Source organism: Kribbella sp. NPDC050124 (genome assembly GCF_044460355.1).
Lineage (GTDB): Bacteria > Actinomycetota > Actinomycetes > Propionibacteriales > Kribbellaceae > Kribbella.
The window spans coordinates 171,717-187,642 of sequence record NZ_JBITJU010000009.1; the positions used below are offsets into that span (position 1 = coordinate 171,717).

Consider the following 15,926-nt stretch of genomic DNA (forward strand, 5'->3'; position numbering starts at 1 on the left):
ACCAAAGCCGTTCGGTCCTTTGCGCCGGCGGTTCAGCTCCCGGAGCCGACGATGGCGGTGACGCGGATCTCGACGCGCATGGTGGCGAGGCCGAGGACGGTGACGCCGGTCTCGGTCCAGATCGGTGCGCGGCCACCGAGGCGACGGCGGAACTGCTCGGCCAACGTCGTCAAACGCTGTGAGCAGCGGGGCTGGATCGTGCGGACACCCGACCCGGCCGACGGCCGTTACACCCTCGCCGAGCTCACCGACCCCGGCTTCGAGATCGTGCACCTGGCAGCGCCCACACACCTGCGCTCCGTACGGCGCATCGTCCTCGACTCGCTCAACACGACCGACCAGAAGGCCCTCGTCCGCATCGCAGAAAAGCTCCACATCGTCCCCGCCGACTTCGGCTGACAGCCGTCCCGCACCGCCCAAGCAGTGACGCCACGTCACTAGTTTGCCCGGCGCAACGACGACATCCAGGGCCATACCCCGCACGTGGTCAAGCTGAAGGTGGCACTGCCGGCGCGCGGGTCGTGATCGAGCGCAACGGTGAGCCCGACCCGGGCTGGAGCGACCCGCTGAGCCAGGTGCTTCGGGAGACGACTACCAACATCCTGCGGCTGGGGGTCCAGCGGGGCGCGGTTACAAGAGCAGCGTCTCGAGGTCTGGGAGGCGGGCGAAGAGGTCGGGGAGGCCTCGTACGCCGTTGCGTGCGGACTCGTGTGACAGGGCGAGGTCGGGGCCGGTGGTGGCCTCGACGTCGGCCAGGCAGCGGAGGATGTTCCATCTGGTGTGCCCCAGCCAGCCGCCGATCAGGTACACGAACCAGCTTGGGCCCGGCGGCGGCAGTGCTCCGCCGCCTGCGACGTAGCCGTCGAGGACCGAGCGGAAGATGGCGGGCTCGATGTCGTCGAAGCCAGGGCCCTTCGCGAGGCTCAGCGCGGTCGAGCCGAGCTCACCGGACAGGTCGAGCATCCCCGAGAGCTCCCAGTCGAGCACCACCGGCCGGCCGTCTCGAGCGAGCAGGTTCCACGGCTGGATGTCCCTGTGGGTCAGCACGACCGGGCCTGGCCGTTCGCAGGTGTCGACGTACCGGGCGATCGCGAGGAACGTCTCGACGTGGGAGGCGAGCTCGTCGGCCCACGGCTGTCCGGTCGCCGCCGCCCGTACGGCGAGCTCGGGCCAGTCCCGTGGCGTCGGGTCCTCGATCGACACGTCAGTCCACTCGACGTCCAGCACGTGGATGCGCGCGAGGATCTCACCGATCTCGAACGCGTACGCCGCCGACACCGGTGCTTCGGGCACCTTCTCTCCCTCGACCCACCGGTGGACGAGCGTGTGGTGGCCGGCCGAGATCGGCTCTGGCATCTGGATACCGGCAGCGAAGGCCGCCCGCTCCAACCTGAACACGTCCTCGACCCGGTAGGCCCAGCGGCGGTCGACGAGGTTCAACTCCTTCACCGCAAACGACCCCTGATCGGTGTCCAGCCGATACATCCGGTTGGCGAACCCACCGTGAACCCGAACCATCGGCCCGACCGGCGCACCAAGCTGCAAAAGCTCGGAGGGCACGCCATCATCCGCGATCACCCCACGCAATCTAGGCCGCGCAGTCCATCAACGCACCGGAATTTCCCCGGTCCACCAGCACCTGTAGTCCTCTCGTCCGGCTCCAACTGAGGGGCAGGTGCCGCGCGTTCGGGCGCGGCAGCCTGGCCTTCTCAGGGGTGCTGGTTGGTCGGGGATGGGCGGTAGCGGACGTTGATTTAGCGGGTTGGGCTGGTGCCGTTGAGGAGGTGGAGGTTGATGGGTGCGCCGCCGGGGTTGTCGAACAGGCGGATACCGTCGCCGAGCAGGACCGGGGCGAGGTGGAGGTCGATCTCGTCGATCAGGCGGCGTTCGAGGAGTTGCCGGCCGATCGAGGCCGAGAGGACCTCCAGGTTCTTGCCGCCGGCAGCTTCCAGGCCGATCCGGACCGCCTCGGCCACGTCGCAGTTGAGGTCGGACGCGAGTTGGTGATGCCGTTCATCCAGCCCATGGCGTGGTTCGGCCGGCGATGAATCCGTCGAGCGACATCGTGAAGTGCCAGAGGACCTTGCCTGCGGCGGTCTGCGGTTCGGTGTCCGGAAGTGCGGTCGTCATTGCGGTCTCCTGCTGGTCTCGTCGGTTGGTTCCTCGATCCTCGGCGAGAATCGGTCCTGTCTGAAGGACCAATCAGGAGACCGCAAAGCGGACCAATCGGAGAGGGGGCCGTGCGTCAGATGGGCAGCGGATCGTAGTTGGCCCCGAACGGGGCGTCCGGCCTCGTGAACTCCCCCATCAGCGCGCGCCGCAGCGGCGTGGTGCGCTCGAGGAACTCGGGGTCGTTGCCGAAACGGTCGGCGCTGCGGACCCACGGTGGGCTGTAGACGTAGTGCGTCGTATAGCGGTCGTAGTCGCCGTCGTGACGGAAGGTTCGATGCCAGACGCCGTTGTGGAACACCAGAGCAGCCCCGGCCTCGGCGCACACGACATGGCCGATCGCGATGTCGTCGTTGCTCTCCCGGATCGAATCAGGCAGACCGACCCGCGAGCGGTGGCTGCCGGGAATCAGCTCCATGTTGCCCATGCCGGGCACGGTCTGATCGGTGAGCAGATACGACACGCGGAGCTGAAGCAAGGGAACCGGGTATCCCAGGTCCTTGAAGTCGAAGGCGGACGATCCGTCCTGGTGCCAACGGCCGTTCCCCGCGTGCGCCGGCTGCATGGTGTTCCAGCCGGCCTGCAGCACGAAGCGGTCGCCGAGCAGACCCTGCACCTTCGGAAGGACGTCGGGATGATCTATGAGCCGCTCGAGAACCGGCTCGCTCTCGTACGTCCGGCCGATCTGCCCGAACTCACGGTCGCGACTCTGGTGCAGTCGCTGCGAAACGTCGTACGCCTCCGCGGCCTCGTCCTTGGTCAAGACGTCGGGAATCATGAAGTAGCCCCACGACTCGAAGATGAAGCGGTCGGTCTCGGTCAGCTGACCTTTGTCGACGACGGGATCGAGCATCACTCTGTCCTCTTCTTCAGGTGGTTGGACGATCCAATTCTGGCGCCAGTCCTATACCGATAAACCTGCTCCGCCGGATTGGCACCCGAAAGGGGTTAACTGTGACGATGCCCGAAACCGCTGACGTTCAGCAGCTCGAGCTCGGGGACGATCCGTTCGCGGGACAGGCCGCCTGGCCGGCGCGGTGGATCCGGGCGGCGGCGGAGAGCGGCGACGTGGTCGGCTTTCGGCTGCGGGTCGAGTGCACGGAGCCGGCCGAGGTCGTTGTCCACGTGTCCGCGGACGAGCGGTACGAACTGTGGCTCGACGGCGACCCCGTCGGCCGCGGGCCGTCGCGGGGCGAGGTCGGCCACTGGTCGTTCGAGAGCTACCGGCTGCGGTTGCCGGCGGCGGACACTGGCTCGCCGCCCGCGTGTGGAGCCTCGGGGACGACGCACCGCTGGCGCAGCTAAGCCTTGGAGGCATCCGTACCGACACCGCATGGCCCGCTGGACGTCCGAGCAGAGAGCGGCAAACCAGCCGAGGTCAGCGCGCCACGAGCGATCACGGTAACGAGCGCACCGACGCGCTGATCGGACACACGCCGGACCATCGCTTGACGTATCAGGCGCACGGTCGCGCACCTCCGAGGTATTGAGTGCTTTGTGAGTCAGTACGAGGGGGCGTCATGGCTGAGGATCTCGAGGTCGTCGTCGAGGAGTATGAGGACGAACTGACCGAGCGGGTGCTGCACTGGCGGGAAGTGCTTGTGCGGCACGACCGCGTCCGGGAGGAGTTCGGCGACGTCGACCCCGCGGCACTGAGGGTTCTCGGCCCGACCCTGCCGGGACGGAGGCGTGACGCGAGCTCGCCCTTCGTCGCGACGATCTTCGACCCACGGGAGAACCGATCGGTCGAGGTGGTGGGACGGCTCGACGGCGACGATGTCGAAGTGACGCCGAGCGCGTTCCGGCCGAATCCGAGCGGCGAGGAACTCGGCGCTGCGCTCGAGGTGCTCCGCGATGATCGGGAGTTCGCCGAAATGCGGCACCGGGACGACGTCGTGGTCTACCAGCCGATGCCGCCGGTGGTGGACGTCGAGCAGGATGACGGGACAGTCGTCCGCCGAATCGCACTGGGAGTGTTCGATCCGCAGGCCGGGCGGCGGCATCGATTCGCCTCGGTCAACGTCCTCGACCGAGTCGTGGAGTGGGACCCGGAACTCTTCCACCCGCTGGACGGCGACTGCGAGGAACGGCTGCCGGTCCCTGTGGAGAGCATGCCCGACAGTGGCGGCCGCGACTGGGTTCGAGTCCGGGTACTGCGTGCCGGCGTCGAACTGTGGAACCTCGTTGTCGTCCGCCCCCGCGCGTCCGAACCATCCCATTTCGGCAAGGGATCCGGCGTCGAACTGAAGTACGTCACCTACCGCGGCCGTCTGGTGCTGTGGCAGGCGCACGTACCGATTCTCAACGTGCTCTACGACGACGGCGTCACCTACCGCGATTGGCAGAACCAAGAGACCCCGTTCATCGCCAACGGCTTCGACCCGGTCGGACCAGGCTGGCGAGTGTGTACGTCGCCACCGGCAACAATCCTGGAATCCGGAACCGACGCCGGGAACTTCCAAGGGGTCGCCTTCTGGTACGAGGACGGCGAACTGCGCATTGTCAGCGAGGTCCAGGCCGGCTGGTACCGCTACGTGTCGGACTGGAGGCTGCGCGACGACGGCACCATCGCGCCACGGTTCGGATTTGCCGGCACGCGCAATCCCCGCACCTGTATGCCGCACGAGCACCACGTGTACTGGCGCCTGGACTTCGATATCGAAGGCGCTGGCAACGACGTCGCGGAGCAACGCGGCCTGTTCTTCCCCAATCTTCCGCTGTGGTGGCGTCTCGTCCGGGAGACCAAGCGGGCTCGGTCGTTCTTCGCCCGCCGCTGGCGCGTCCTCGACGCCCAGAGTGGTCGTGGCTACGTCATCAACCCAGGACCGACCGACGGCACCGCCGACTCGTACGGCGTCGCCGACCTGTGGTTCTTGCGCTACCGGTTCACCGAGCTCGACGACGGCGTCAGCGTCGTCGGCGGGACACCAGCGGACACCCGATGCCAACTCGACAAGTACCTGACCGCCGAGTCCATCAACTCCACCGACGCGGTCATCTGGTACGCCGGCCACTTCCGCCACGACGAAGCCCACCCCGCTCCCCACCACGGCCACATCCTCGGCCCCGAACTACGCCCAACCAACTGGTGACTTCTGAGCGATCCGTCGGAAACGTCCGCGAGCGCCGTGCTCAGCACTTCCCGCTCCTGTACGGGCATATCGCCCGGGGTGTGGGCGTTGGTGGGTGGTAGAGGACGGGAGTGTGACATGAGTGATTGGAACAGGGGGACCATCGCGGAGTTTCGGGCCAACGAAGGGAGGGTCGGCGGGGCCTTCGAAGGGGCTCCGATGGTTTTGCTGCATCACCGGGGGCGCAAGAGCGGGCGCGAGTATGTCACGCCGACGATGTACCTTCCGCAGGAAAATGACCCGGACACCATCTACGTGTTCGCCACCAAGAGCGGCGCGCCCACCAACCCGGACTGGTACCGGAACCTGGTCGCCGCCGGCAACGCCACCATCGAGCGCGGCACCGAGACGTACGACGTCGCCGTCCACGAAATCACCGGGCCTGATCGCGACCGCATCTACGGCGAACAAGCCCGCCGCTACCCCGGCTTCGCCAGCTACGAGCAGAGGACTGCGGGCATCCGCACCATCCCCGTGCTCGAGCTCAGGCGGTCCTAGCATCGCGCAGTACTCCCCCGGCAGGAAACCGGTCGGACAGGACCTTCGACTCTGTATAAACGCGCGGACGACGGCGCATAGTCGAGCCGTGAACGTGCTGTCCGCTACAGCCCGGCCGACGAACGCCGCCGCGAGGCCCTGCGCACGACCGGCACACGCGGAGCGCGGCCGGACCCTGGACCCAGAGAGCGTCCGGCCGGTCCGCCCGCGTACTCACGTTCCCTCAGCAACTACCAGTACATCCTTGGAGGTGGAAGCGATGGTGATGAGCAAGCGGGCGACCTCGAACGGCAAGGTCCCACAGCCAGGCGTGATGCTCATCGACACCCAGATGCCCGAGTGGGAACAACGTCTGACCCGCGCCGAGCCGGTGGACGCGGGAGTGGAGCGCACCTACCGGGCCATCCGGGAGGTGGATCTTCGCACGTCGGCGCTGCTGTCCGGCTCCAATGGGCACAACGGGCTGCCGGACGAGTTCGTCCGCTGGAGCCAAGGCGCCGCGTACCGCCCGCGCTATGAGACCTTCGGCTTCGAGCGCCTGCCGGCGAAGGGCTTCAAGGTGGTGGCGGACAACGGGTCGAACGAACTGGTTCTCGGCTTCATCGGCCGGTGGTGGCAGGCCGACAACAACCACGTGCACTGGCGGCCCGGGGACCTGCGGACGTTCGACCTCCCCGGCTACGCGGTCGGCGCCTGGAGTCTGGCTGTCCTCGGGTACGGCGACCTTGGTTCGGTACTCGTCGCCGACGTGCGGCTGCGCTGCACCGACGCGGCGGCTCGGCACGCCCTGGGTGCGTTTTTCGCGCTCACGTCGCCGTTCATCACGGCCATGGGCCACCCGATGCTCCGGCTGATCCGTCGCCGGGCCGAACAGCCGGACGCCGCGCCGAGGGACGTTCCTCGTCAGGTCGACGGCAGAGCCGCTACGCTCAGGGAGTGATCCCCCCGGTTGCCGTACCCGATCATGACTCAAGCTGAGTCGCCCCCTTCCGTCGCCGACGAGGTCGAACGGTTCGACATCGTCGCCATCGCATCGTCGGCCGGCGGCATTCGTGCGCTCAGCCTGGTCCTGGGCGGGCTCCCGTTCGGCTTCCCGGTACCGGTCCTGGTGGTCCAGCACCTGGACCCACGCCACGAGACCGTGATCGCCGACGTCCTCGGGCGCCGGTCCACCCTCAAGGTGAAGCTGGCCGAGGCCAACGAGCATGCTGCCCCCGGCACGGTGTACGTCGCCCCGCCGAACCGGCACCTGTTGGTCGGCCCCGGTGGTGAGCTGACGCTGTCGAGCAGCGAACTGGTGCACTTCGTCCGCCCGTCGGCCGATCTCCTGTTCGAGTCCGTGGCCGGGGCGTACGGCGCGCGGGCCATCGCCTGCGTCCTGACCGGATCGGGCAGCGACGGGGCGATGGGGGTGAGCGCGGTCAAGTCGCGGGGCGGCACGGTGATCGCCGAGGATCCGGAGTCGGCCGAGTTCAGCGGGATGCCGGAAGCGGCGGTCAGCACCGGATCCGTCGACTTCGTCCTGCCGCTCGGCGAGATCGCGGACGTGATCGCAGCCCTGGTCGAATCGAGGAGTGTGTGATGGCCGGCGATGACAACGACGGCCCGGACGCCGATCTGGAGCTGCTGCTCACCTTCATCCGCGACTCCCGGGGCTTCGACTTCACCGGCTACAAGCGGTCGTCCCTGACCCGCCGGATCCGTAAACGGATGAACGATGTCGGGATCGCGGGCTACCTCGACTACCGGGACCTGCTGGAGACCAACGCCGACGAGTTCGGGTACCTGTTCAACACGATCCTGATCAACGTCACCAGCTTCTTCCGCGACGCCGACGGCTGGGCCTACCTCCAGCAGGAGATCGTTCCCGACCTGCTGAACAGCATCGACTCCGAGGACGAGATCCGGGTCTGGAGCGCCGGCTGCTCCACCGGCGAGGAGGCGTACTCGCTGGCGATCATCTTCGCCCAGGCCCTGGGAATCGAAGAGTGCGCCAAGCGCGTCAAGATCTACGGAACCGATGTGGACGAGGAGGCGCTGCGCGAGGCCCGCACCGGCGCCTACTCGGCCAAGGCGCTCGAGTCGCTGCCCGAGGAGATCCGCAAGCAGTACTTCGAGCAGAGCGGCAGCCGCTTCCTGTTCCGGTCCGACCTGCGTCGACGGGTGATCTTCGGTCGTCACGACATCACCAGGGACGCCCCGATCTCCCGGCTGCACCTGCTCGTCTGCCGCAACACGCTGATGTACTTCAACGTCGAGGCGCAGTCACAGATCATCGACCGTTTCCACTTCGCACTGTGTGAGAACGGGTACCTGTTCCTCGGCAAGGCGGAGATGCTGCTGTCCGACGGTGAGCGGTTCAACGTCGTCAGCATGCGCCAGCGGATTTTCCGGCGCCGCCCCGGTGACGCCGGACCGCCGCATCAGCCGCTACCGATGAAGCTGGCCCCGGCCGCCGGGGTCGAGCTGCGGGACGCCGCCCGCAAACGGCAACTCCGCGACCTGGTCGTGGAGACCGCGCCGAACGCCATGATCGCGGTCGACCTGGACGGGATGATCATCCAGCTGAACAGTCAGGCCAGGGCACAGTTCGGGCTCACCTCGCACGACGTCGGCCGGCCGTTCCGGGACCTCGAGGTGTCCTATCGTCCCACCGAGCTCCGCTCGCTCATCGAGCAGGCGCACTCCGAACGCCGGGCGGTCCGGGTCAACGCGGTCGAACGGCGGCTGTCGGCCGATGACGTGCAGTATCTCGACATCATCGTCCAGCCGCTGACCGCCTCCGACGGCATGGTGGTCGGTTCCTCGGTCGTGTTCCTCGACACCACCACGCTCACCCGGCTGCAACTCGAGGTGAAGCGCAACCGGGAGGATCTCGAGACGGCCTACGAGGAACTGCAGTCGACCAACGAGGAACTCGAAACCACCAACGAAGAACTCCAGTCCAGTATCGAGGAGCTGGAGACCACCAACGAAGAACTCCAGTCCACGAACGAAGAGCTCGAAACCACCAACGAAGAGCTCCAGTCGGGCAACGAAGAGCTCGAGACGATGAACGAGGAGATCCGCATCCGCAGTACCGAGCTCGACGAGGCCCGCACCTTCCTCGAGGGAGTGCTCGGCAGCGTCGCCGCCGGAGTGGTGGTCCTCGACGGGGACCTCCGGGTGCGCAGCTGGAACCGCGGCGCGGAGGAACTGTGGGGGCTGCGTGGCGACGAGGTGCATCGCGAGCCGTTCTTCCAGCTCGACTTCGGTCTCCCGACCGACTCGCTCATCGATATCGTCCAGCAGTGCCTGGACTCCGGTACCCGCGGCGGCCCCATCGACCTGGCGGCGGTGAACCGCAAGGGCCGGACGATCACGTGCTCGGTCGCCTGCTCCCCCCTGGACAGCCAAGGCGAAGGGGTCGTCCTGTTGATGGAAGAGAACCGGACCTCCGCGCGGCAATCCTGACCAGACCGACCCCGGACCGGTGGGCGCGTCCTAGACTGGCTGCGTGGCAACGGGGCTGTCCGCGTGGATCCGGCCCGTTCAGGAGCGGGCCGATCTCGAGCGTGCCCGAGCGAGTCGGGCCGCGGAGATCGCGCGTCGGCACGAGCAGCTCATGACGACCGACCTGTACTCGGCGCGCTCGCTGCACGAGCGCATGGCACTGATCCATCGCAGCCTCGAAGGCCGGCACCTGACCGCCGCGAGATTGCACGAGGCTCATGTCCACCGGCTCCGGCTGTGGTTCGTCACCGATCATGCGGCGGCCGATCGCCGGCCGCTACTGATCTCGACGGTCGCGGAGGTGCTCGGTGCCCGCAGTGCAGGCATCACCTTGCTGACCTCGCAACACATCGAGGCATCGGTGATCGCGTCCGACCCCCTCGCCGCCGCCGCACAGGACCTCGAGATCGCGCTGGGAGAAGGGCCGGTGCACGACGTCACGTCCACCAGGAGCCTGGTTGTCGTGCCCGAGAGCTCACTGGCGCGTCGCTGGCCGCGGTACTCACCCGCAGTCTCGGCACTCGGTGTGCATTCGCTCGCCGTCGCGCCACTGGGATTACGCGAACACTGCGTTGGCGCACTCGCCGTGTTCGATCCGCCACAGCGCGGGACGGACCAGCGGCTGACGACGTACCTCGAGCAGATCGCGGACGCGTTGACCCACATCATGCTGCTGACCCGGACGACCATCAACCAGCTGGACGAGGAAGCTCCGGCGGACGCTGACAGTGTCGGCAGCTTGATGGATGCTGCAGACCTCAGTGCCGTTGTCCATCAAGCCACCGGAATGGTCGCCGCGCAGTGCAGCTGCAGCGTCACCGACGCGCTCGCGCTGATCAAAGCCCGGGCCTTCGCAGCCAACGAACGAGTGAGCACGGTCGCGCGCGAGATCGTGGCGAAGCGGCTACGGCTGGACACCATGAGTGAAGGGGACCTTTGATGAGGGTAACGGATCATCCGATGTCGGGAACGGTGTCCGACCTCGTCGCCAAGTTCGTGACCGACGCCGACCTGGCCGGCACTCTCGCCTGGCTGGCAGACCGTTCGGCGCAGATGCCCGGTGTGAGAGCGACCGCTCTCGTGCTGGCCGACAGGGACGGTGCTCTCGATACCGTGGCGGCGTCCTCTGCCGTGGCACGCGAGTTGCAGGAGCTGGAGCGGCAGCATCAGGAAGGCCCTTGCCGGGACAGCTACGACCGGGCTTCCCGGATCGACTGCCCTGACCTTGCCGACGCCGAAATCAGGTGGCCGCACTACGCGCCGAGCGCTCGGCGGCTCGGTGTCCGCGGGGTCCACGCCTTTCCCTTGCCGATGCCCGGACGCACCATCGGGGCAATGGCGCTGCTCCTGGACGAGGTTGCCGGTGCCTCCAGCGATTCGCTCGAGAACGCGCAAACGCTCGCGAACACGGCAGCGCTCGGCGTCGACAGTCACCGGGCGACCGAGAACGACGTCCGGGTGGATCAGCTGCAGACCGCGCTGGACAGCCGGGTGCTCATCGAGCAGGCGAAGGGCCTGCTCTCCGAACGTCTGAGCCTTACCCCCGACCAGGCGTTCGCCGTACTGCGGCAACACACCCGGTCACACCACCTCCGGCTCAGAGACGTCGCCGCCGCCGTCCTCGACGGCACCCTCAGCGTCACCGCGCACCGATCACCCAGGTGAGGCTGCCGCTGACTGCCGACCGCCATCCGCCCCGGCTAGCCGGTTGTTTCACCGCTGACGTGCTGCACAACCCGCCAGCCGTGCAACAAACCGCCACCGTCACGCCTACAGCCGGCGCTCACCCTGTCAGATGAGTTGTTGGCCGCCGTCGATGTCTAGGGTGGCGCCGGTGATGGCGGTGTTGGTCATCAGGTGGACGGCCAGAGTGGCGATGTCGTCGGGGCTGACGACGCGGCCGATCGGGAGGGTCGTACGGAGTTCCTCGCGGCGGGCCTCCAGTTGGTCGCCGAGCAGGGCGGCAGAGAGCGGGGTGTCGACGAAACCGGCCGCGATCAGGTTCGCCCGGATCGGCGCGAGCTCGACCGCGAGGTTTCGCGTCATCGCCGGCATCGCCGCCGTGAGTGCGCCGATCAGGACCAGGCCAGGCGCCGTACGGCGGCCGCCGGTGCCACCGATGAAGGTCAGCGACCCACCCGGGCGGACCCGGTCGATCGCGAGCCGGGCAAGGTGCAGCGGCAGAAACAGATGTGACTCGATGTCGCGGCGTGCCTCGTCGAAGTCGAAATCCTGCAGCAGCGCGTAGTACGGACCTGGCCCGGTCACCAGGACGTGATCGATCGGCGTCGGCAGGGCTTCGAAGAACATCCGCAGCTCGTCGAAGTCGGTCGCGTCGAACGCCGCCGTGTCCGCACCGAGCTCCTTGCCGACCCGCTGCAGGCGTTCCTCGTTTCGCGCCGTGATGATCACGGACGCGCCCTCCGTCCGGGCGAGACGCGCTGTCGAGAGTCCGATCCCCAGGCTCCCGCCGATCACCACCACCGTCTGCCCGCTCAGCCCGCGGCCGTCCGCTGACGTCATCATGCCTCCACTCCTCGTGCCGACTTGCGGTGTCACCACCACCTTCGCGCTTGGCAGACGACCTCGCACCAGGCTGATTCACCAGTGAGCAAACCCGTGACTGTCCCTGGTGTGACGAAGGGCTGGGGACGGGACCGTGGTGGGGACGGAGGAGGCAATCGATGAAGCTCTTTCGCGGGTCGCAGGTGCCCGCAGCGACGGATCCTGAGGTGAAGGCGGGGCCAGACAGTGGGCCGGTGATTGTTCTGGCTGATGAGCATGGTGCGGACGCGCTCGACTGGGCGGCGGCCGAGGCTGCGGCGCGGGGATCCGAGTTGCGGATCGTGCACGCGTTCCGATGGCCGCGGGTGTTTGATCCATTCGGCACTTCGATGGTGGACCTGACGGCTCGCGAGGCTGCCGAGGCGGTGGTGACGGCGGCTGCCGGCCGCGCCGCCAGGATCGCGCCGTCGCTCCGCGTCACGACCAACGTTCACACTGGCCGACAGATCACCGCTCTGGTCGCCGAAGCACGCAAGGACCAACGCGCCCTCGTCGTGCTCGGCCACAACAGGGGACTTCAGCGGACTCTGGTACGGCGCCTGATCCGCCGTACGTCGGCCTCGATCGCGGTGATCGGGTTGTCGGCGACCCGAGCGATCGGCCCGTCAGCGGGACGGGTGGTCGTCGGCGTCGATCGCGTCGGTGGACCACCGGAAGCACTGGGATACGCCTTCCGCGCAGCGCGACGACGTGGCACCGGGCTGACCGTCGTACACGCGACCTGGTCGGTCGTCCCTCCTGACATCGAGGACGCCGTACGCATCTGGCAGATGGCCTACCCGGACGTCGACGTCCGGTGGGATTTCGCGATCGGCCCGAGCGACAGCGTGGTGCTGGCCGAGTCGGCGGCGGCCGCGCTGACCGTCCTTGGTCCAGACCGCCATGGCCGACTGCATCAGGCGCTGCGCGGCTCCTCGTCGTACGACGTCCTGCGGTTGGCCCGCGGCCCGGTGGTGATGGTAGGAGCCACAGCTGGTGGTTAGTGCAGGGAATCGAGTTTCCGGCGGGCGGCGGTCAGGCGATCGGCCCCGTGGCCAAGGTGGTCGGAGGCGGCGCTCAGGTCGGCGTCGGCCTCCGTCAGAACGCCGGCAGTCGTCGGCCGCTGAGGGCGGATCAGTCGGGCGTAGCGGGACAGACTGAACGATGTCATCAACAGCGCCATCGTCGACATCAACGTACGCAGCTCGTGGAACTCAGCCACAAGCGACTTCGCCGCGACGTCGTCGACCGGCCGGTGGCGTAGTACCTCGACCGCTCGTCGCAGCGCCGCGCTCGCGTCCTGCAGGGAGTCCTCCGCGCTCTCTGACACCTGCCGTCATCCTCTCCGGACCGATCCACCCGAGGGAGCAAGCGTTGCCAGACCACCTGCCGGCAGACAAGCGGTCCGGCTGAGCCGTGGACGAATTGTGACTATGTCAACTGGCGGCCAGCTCGCGCAGCCGCGCCTTCGCGCCCCTCTCCACGAACAGCGGTACGAAGTCCCGGATCGGGACCGCGTCGAACTCGGGGCGGGACTGGCTCACGGCCAGCGCAACGTCCTCCGCGGGAACCCGCGGGAACTGCTTGGCCAGCCGATCGACCACTTCACCGATCGCACGCTCCTCATCTGACCTGTCCATGTCTTCCATGGTCGGGACGACGCGCGCCCAGACAAGATCTGTCCAACATTTGATCAATTCTGTGCGTCCCCGTGGGCCGCCGGCGACCGTCGGTGTCCGGACACCTCGCCACCGGTCTACAGTGATTGGGCGGGTTGGACGTTGGTGGCAGTTGGGCACGCAGGGTCCGAGGGAGGGCATCATCGTGGACCTGACGCGATCGGGAGCACCCCGCCACGGCGCGCTGGCGGCATTGGGACAAGCGACCGAGTGGATCAACTCACCGCCGCTCAGCGCGAGTGATCTTCGCGGCCGCGTCGTACTGGTCGACTTCTGGACCTACACCTGCATCAACTGGCTTCGCACGCTCCCCCATCTCCGGGCCTGGATCGACAAGTACGGCGGCCACGGTCTGGTCGTCGTCGGCGTTCACACCCCTGAGTTCGGTTTCGAGCACGACCTTCGCAACGTCCGGCAGGCGATCGAGGAACTGCAGGTCGGCTTCCCCGTCGCGGTGGACAACGACTACCGGATCTGGACGGCCTACGAGAACCGCTATTGGCCCGCCCTGTACGTCGCAGACGCGGCGGGGACGATTCACCACCATCAGTTCGGTGAAGGCGGCTACGAGGAGATCGAGGCGGTCGTCCAGAGCCTGCTGGCCGAGACCGGCGCCGCCGGCTTCGGCCTAGATCCGGTCGACCCCCAAGGCGCCGGGGTCGAGGCGCAAGCCGACTGGGAGAACCTCAGGTCGCCGGAGAACTACCTGGGCTTCGAGCGGACCGAGAACTTCGCCTCGCAGGACGGCGCTGCGCTCCTCCGCAGGCACACGTACGCCGCGCCCGAGCGTCTGCAACTCGATCAGTGGGCGTTGTCGGGTGACTGGACGATCACCCGCGAAGCCGTGTCGCTCAACGAGCCGCAGGGCCGGCTCTCGTGTCGTTTCCGCGCCCGGGATCTCCACCTGGTGATGGCTCCGGGCAGCCCGGGACACCCGATCAGCTTCCAGGTACGAATCGACGGAGAACGCCCGGCGGCCGCTCACGGCGCCGACGTCGACGCTCAGGGTGACGGCACGCTCGGTCGGCCCCGTCTGTACCAACTCGTCCGCCAGCCGGATGCCGTCGCCGAGCGCCACTTCGAGATCACCTTCGCCAGGCCGGGCGTCCGCGCCTACGCCTTCACCTTCGGCTGATTCACGACGTCCAGGAGACCATCGCATGAGAAGGATCCGCTACACCCGCGTCGGAGCTCCGTCCGTCCTCGAGCTTGTCGACGCGCCGATACCGGAACCGGGGTACGGCGAGGTCCGGCTCCGCGTGATGGTCTCCGGGGTCAACCCGACGGACTGGAAATCGCGCAGCGGCGCGTTCGGTGGTGACATCCGCGAGGCGACGGTCCCGAATCACGACGGCGCCGGCGTGGTCGACCAGGTCGGCGCGGGTGTCGACGGTCTTCAGGTCGGCGACCGCGTCTGGGTCACGTTGGCCGGAGATGGTCGCCCGACCGGTGGCACGGCGCAGGAGTTGACCGTTGTCCCCTCCGACCGCGTTTTCCGACTGCCTGCGGGCGCGGACTTCGACCTCGGCGCCAGCACAGGGATTCCTGCCCTCACAGCCCACCGTGCGCTGACGGTCGGCGAAGACGGTCCGGCCCGGCTCGGGCCCGGTGCCTTGACCGGCCGGACAGTTCTCGTCGCAGGCGGCGCCGGCGCGGTGGGCAACGCGGCCATCCAGCTGGCCCGCTGGGCGGGCGCGCGGGTGATCGCGACCGTCAGCCAGGAGCCGAAAGCGCGGCTCGCGGCCGCCGCCGGAGCGCACCACATCGTCAACTACCGCGAGCCGGGCGCGGCCGACACGATCCGACAGCTCGCACCCGATGGAGTCGACCTCGTGGTCGAGGTGGCGGCCGCCGCCAACTCCGAGCTGGACCTGGCCGTCCTCCGGACCCGCGGAACCGTCGCGATCTACGCGAACGACGGCGGTGCCCCGGTCAATCTCGACGTACGGCGAAGCATGGCGCTGAACGTCCGCTACCAATTCATCCTGCTGTACACGGTCGGATGGGGCTGGCTGGCGGACGCCGCCGCCGACATCAACCAGGCCATCAGCGACCGCGCATTCCGAGTCGGCGAAGACGCCGGCCTCCCGCTGCACCGCTATCCCCTCGAGGACACCAGCGCCGCCCACGCCGCCGTCGAGAACAGCACAACCGGAAAGATCCTGATCACCGTCAACTCCGACTGAGCGCGCGATGGGTGGTGTTTCGGTGGGGGTGGGTTGACACTGACCGCAGGGGGTGGGGGTGGTGGATGTTGCGGGTGGGGGTGTGTGCCGGGACGCGGTGATCGTGCTGCCGGGGATCATGGGGAGCGCGCTCGTGGACACCGAGTCGCGGGAGACGCTGTGGGGGCTGGACGAGCCGGGGTGGCTCGTCAAGGCGTGGACCTCGAAGACGGCCCTGCAGCGGTTGG

The 15,926-nt window shown here is 67.9% G+C and carries 19 protein-coding genes; 12 read left to right on the forward strand and 7 right to left on the reverse strand.

The annotated features are described in order from the left end of the window. Positions 1–32 precede the first annotated feature (32 nt). Entirely contained in the window at positions 33–173 is a 141-nt protein-coding gene (locus ACIBL3_RS22260) for a hypothetical protein (protein ID WP_396355420.1), read from the reverse strand. Between the two features lie 25 nt (positions 174–198). On the opposite strand from ACIBL3_RS22260, the gene ACIBL3_RS22265 reads away from it, so the two are divergent. Then, a complete protein-coding gene (locus tag ACIBL3_RS22265; protein WP_396355421.1) occupies positions 199–399 on the forward strand; it encodes a hypothetical protein in 201 nt (66 codons plus the stop codon). A 231-nt stretch (positions 400–630) separates the two neighbouring features. Here ACIBL3_RS22265 and ACIBL3_RS22270 read toward each other — a convergent pair whose 3' ends face one another. The 3 genes from ACIBL3_RS22270 to ACIBL3_RS22280 form a co-directional block, all read right to left on the reverse strand. Beyond that, a complete protein-coding gene (locus tag ACIBL3_RS22270; protein ID WP_396355422.1) occupies positions 631–1,578 on the reverse strand; it encodes a phosphotransferase family protein in 948 nt (315 codons plus the stop codon). Between the two features lie 176 nt (positions 1,579–1,754). Continuing rightward, positions 1,755–1,976: a dihydrofolate reductase family protein gene (locus ACIBL3_RS22275; protein ID WP_396355423.1), complete on the reverse strand. Its 222-nt coding sequence runs from the start codon at positions 1,974–1,976 to the stop codon at positions 1,755–1,757. Between the two features lie 269 nt (positions 1,977–2,245). Beyond that, positions 2,246–3,022, reverse strand: a complete 777-nt coding sequence (locus ACIBL3_RS22280) for a phytanoyl-CoA dioxygenase family protein (protein ID WP_396355424.1) — start codon at positions 3,020–3,022, stop codon at positions 2,246–2,248. A gap of 107 nt (positions 3,023–3,129) precedes the next feature. Here ACIBL3_RS22280 and ACIBL3_RS22285 point away from each other — a divergent pair, with 107 nt between their 5' ends. The 8 genes from ACIBL3_RS22285 to ACIBL3_RS22320 all read left to right on the forward strand — a co-directional run bounded on the left by ACIBL3_RS22285 (position 3,130) and on the right by ACIBL3_RS22320 (position 10,955). Further along, a complete protein-coding gene (locus tag ACIBL3_RS22285) occupies positions 3,130–3,474 on the forward strand; it encodes a hypothetical protein (protein ID WP_396355425.1) in 345 nt (114 codons plus the stop codon). Positions 3,475–3,689: 215 nt separating this feature from the next. After that, the gene (locus tag ACIBL3_RS22290; RefSeq protein ID WP_396355426.1) at positions 3,690–5,261 is read left to right on the forward strand and encodes a hypothetical protein; all 1,572 of its coding nucleotides are present in this window, start codon (positions 3,690–3,692) and stop codon (positions 5,259–5,261) included. A gap of 117 nt (positions 5,262–5,378) precedes the next feature. Then, positions 5,379–5,798 (forward strand): nitroreductase family deazaflavin-dependent oxidoreductase, encoded by a 420-nt coding sequence (locus ACIBL3_RS22295; protein ID WP_396355427.1) that lies wholly within the window; start codon positions 5,379–5,381, stop codon positions 5,796–5,798. A 259-nt stretch (positions 5,799–6,057) separates the two neighbouring features. Continuing rightward, positions 6,058–6,738 (forward strand): hypothetical protein, encoded by a 681-nt coding sequence (locus tag ACIBL3_RS22300; protein WP_396355428.1) that lies wholly within the window; start codon positions 6,058–6,060, stop codon positions 6,736–6,738. 24 nt (positions 6,739–6,762) lie between these two features. After that, positions 6,763–7,380: a chemotaxis protein CheB gene (locus tag ACIBL3_RS22305; protein WP_396355429.1), complete on the forward strand. Its 618-nt coding sequence runs from the start codon at positions 6,763–6,765 to the stop codon at positions 7,378–7,380. Continuing rightward, a complete protein-coding gene (locus tag ACIBL3_RS22310) occupies positions 7,380–9,251 on the forward strand; it encodes a CheR family methyltransferase (protein ID WP_396355430.1) in 1,872 nt (623 codons plus the stop codon). Before ACIBL3_RS22305 ends, ACIBL3_RS22310 begins: the two co-directional genes overlap by 1 nt. Positions 9,252–9,294: 43 nt before the next feature. Next, the gene (locus ACIBL3_RS22315; protein WP_396355431.1) at positions 9,295–10,230 is read left to right on the forward strand and encodes a GAF and ANTAR domain-containing protein; all 936 of its coding nucleotides are present in this window, start codon (positions 9,295–9,297) and stop codon (positions 10,228–10,230) included. 20 nt (positions 10,231–10,250) lie between these two features. Further along, the gene (locus ACIBL3_RS22320; RefSeq protein WP_396355432.1) at positions 10,251–10,955 is read left to right on the forward strand and encodes a GAF and ANTAR domain-containing protein; all 705 of its coding nucleotides are present in this window, start codon (positions 10,251–10,253) and stop codon (positions 10,953–10,955) included. 126 nt (positions 10,956–11,081) lie between these two features. Here ACIBL3_RS22320 and ACIBL3_RS22325 read toward each other — a convergent pair whose 3' ends face one another. Then, complete coding sequence (locus tag ACIBL3_RS22325; RefSeq protein WP_396355433.1) at positions 11,082–11,816, reverse strand: SDR family oxidoreductase; 735 nt, start codon at positions 11,814–11,816, stop codon at positions 11,082–11,084. Between the two features lie 158 nt (positions 11,817–11,974). Here ACIBL3_RS22325 and ACIBL3_RS22330 point away from each other — a divergent pair, with 158 nt between their 5' ends. After that, positions 11,975–12,838 carry a universal stress protein gene (locus ACIBL3_RS22330; RefSeq protein ID WP_396355434.1) on the forward strand — a complete coding sequence of 288 codons (864 nt, stop codon included), beginning with the start codon at positions 11,975–11,977 and terminating at the stop codon, positions 12,836–12,838. Here the strand turns inward: ACIBL3_RS22330 and ACIBL3_RS22335 are convergent. Together ACIBL3_RS22335 and ACIBL3_RS22340 are read right to left on the reverse strand one after the other, a co-directional pair. Continuing rightward, positions 12,835–13,164, reverse strand: coding sequence for a hypothetical protein (locus ACIBL3_RS22335; protein WP_396355435.1), 330 nt, complete (start codon positions 13,162–13,164; stop codon positions 12,835–12,837). The genes ACIBL3_RS22330 and ACIBL3_RS22335 overlap by 4 nt on opposite strands. Positions 13,165–13,270: 106 nt before the next feature. Continuing rightward, positions 13,271–13,474, reverse strand: a complete 204-nt coding sequence (locus ACIBL3_RS22340) for a three-helix bundle dimerization domain-containing protein (RefSeq protein ID WP_396355436.1) — start codon at positions 13,472–13,474, stop codon at positions 13,271–13,273. 184 nt (positions 13,475–13,658) lie between these two features. Between ACIBL3_RS22340 and ACIBL3_RS22345 the strand changes: the two genes are divergently transcribed. Together ACIBL3_RS22345 and ACIBL3_RS22350 are read left to right on the forward strand one after the other, a co-directional pair. After that, on the forward strand, positions 13,659–14,648 hold the full coding sequence (locus tag ACIBL3_RS22345; protein WP_396355437.1) for a redoxin domain-containing protein: 990 nt from the start codon (positions 13,659–13,661) through the stop codon (positions 14,646–14,648). Positions 14,649–14,673: 25 nt separating this feature from the next. Beyond that, positions 14,674–15,699: an NADPH:quinone reductase gene (locus ACIBL3_RS22350; protein WP_396355438.1), complete on the forward strand. Its 1,026-nt coding sequence runs from the start codon at positions 14,674–14,676 to the stop codon at positions 15,697–15,699. The last annotated feature ends 227 nt before the right edge of the window (positions 15,700–15,926 follow it).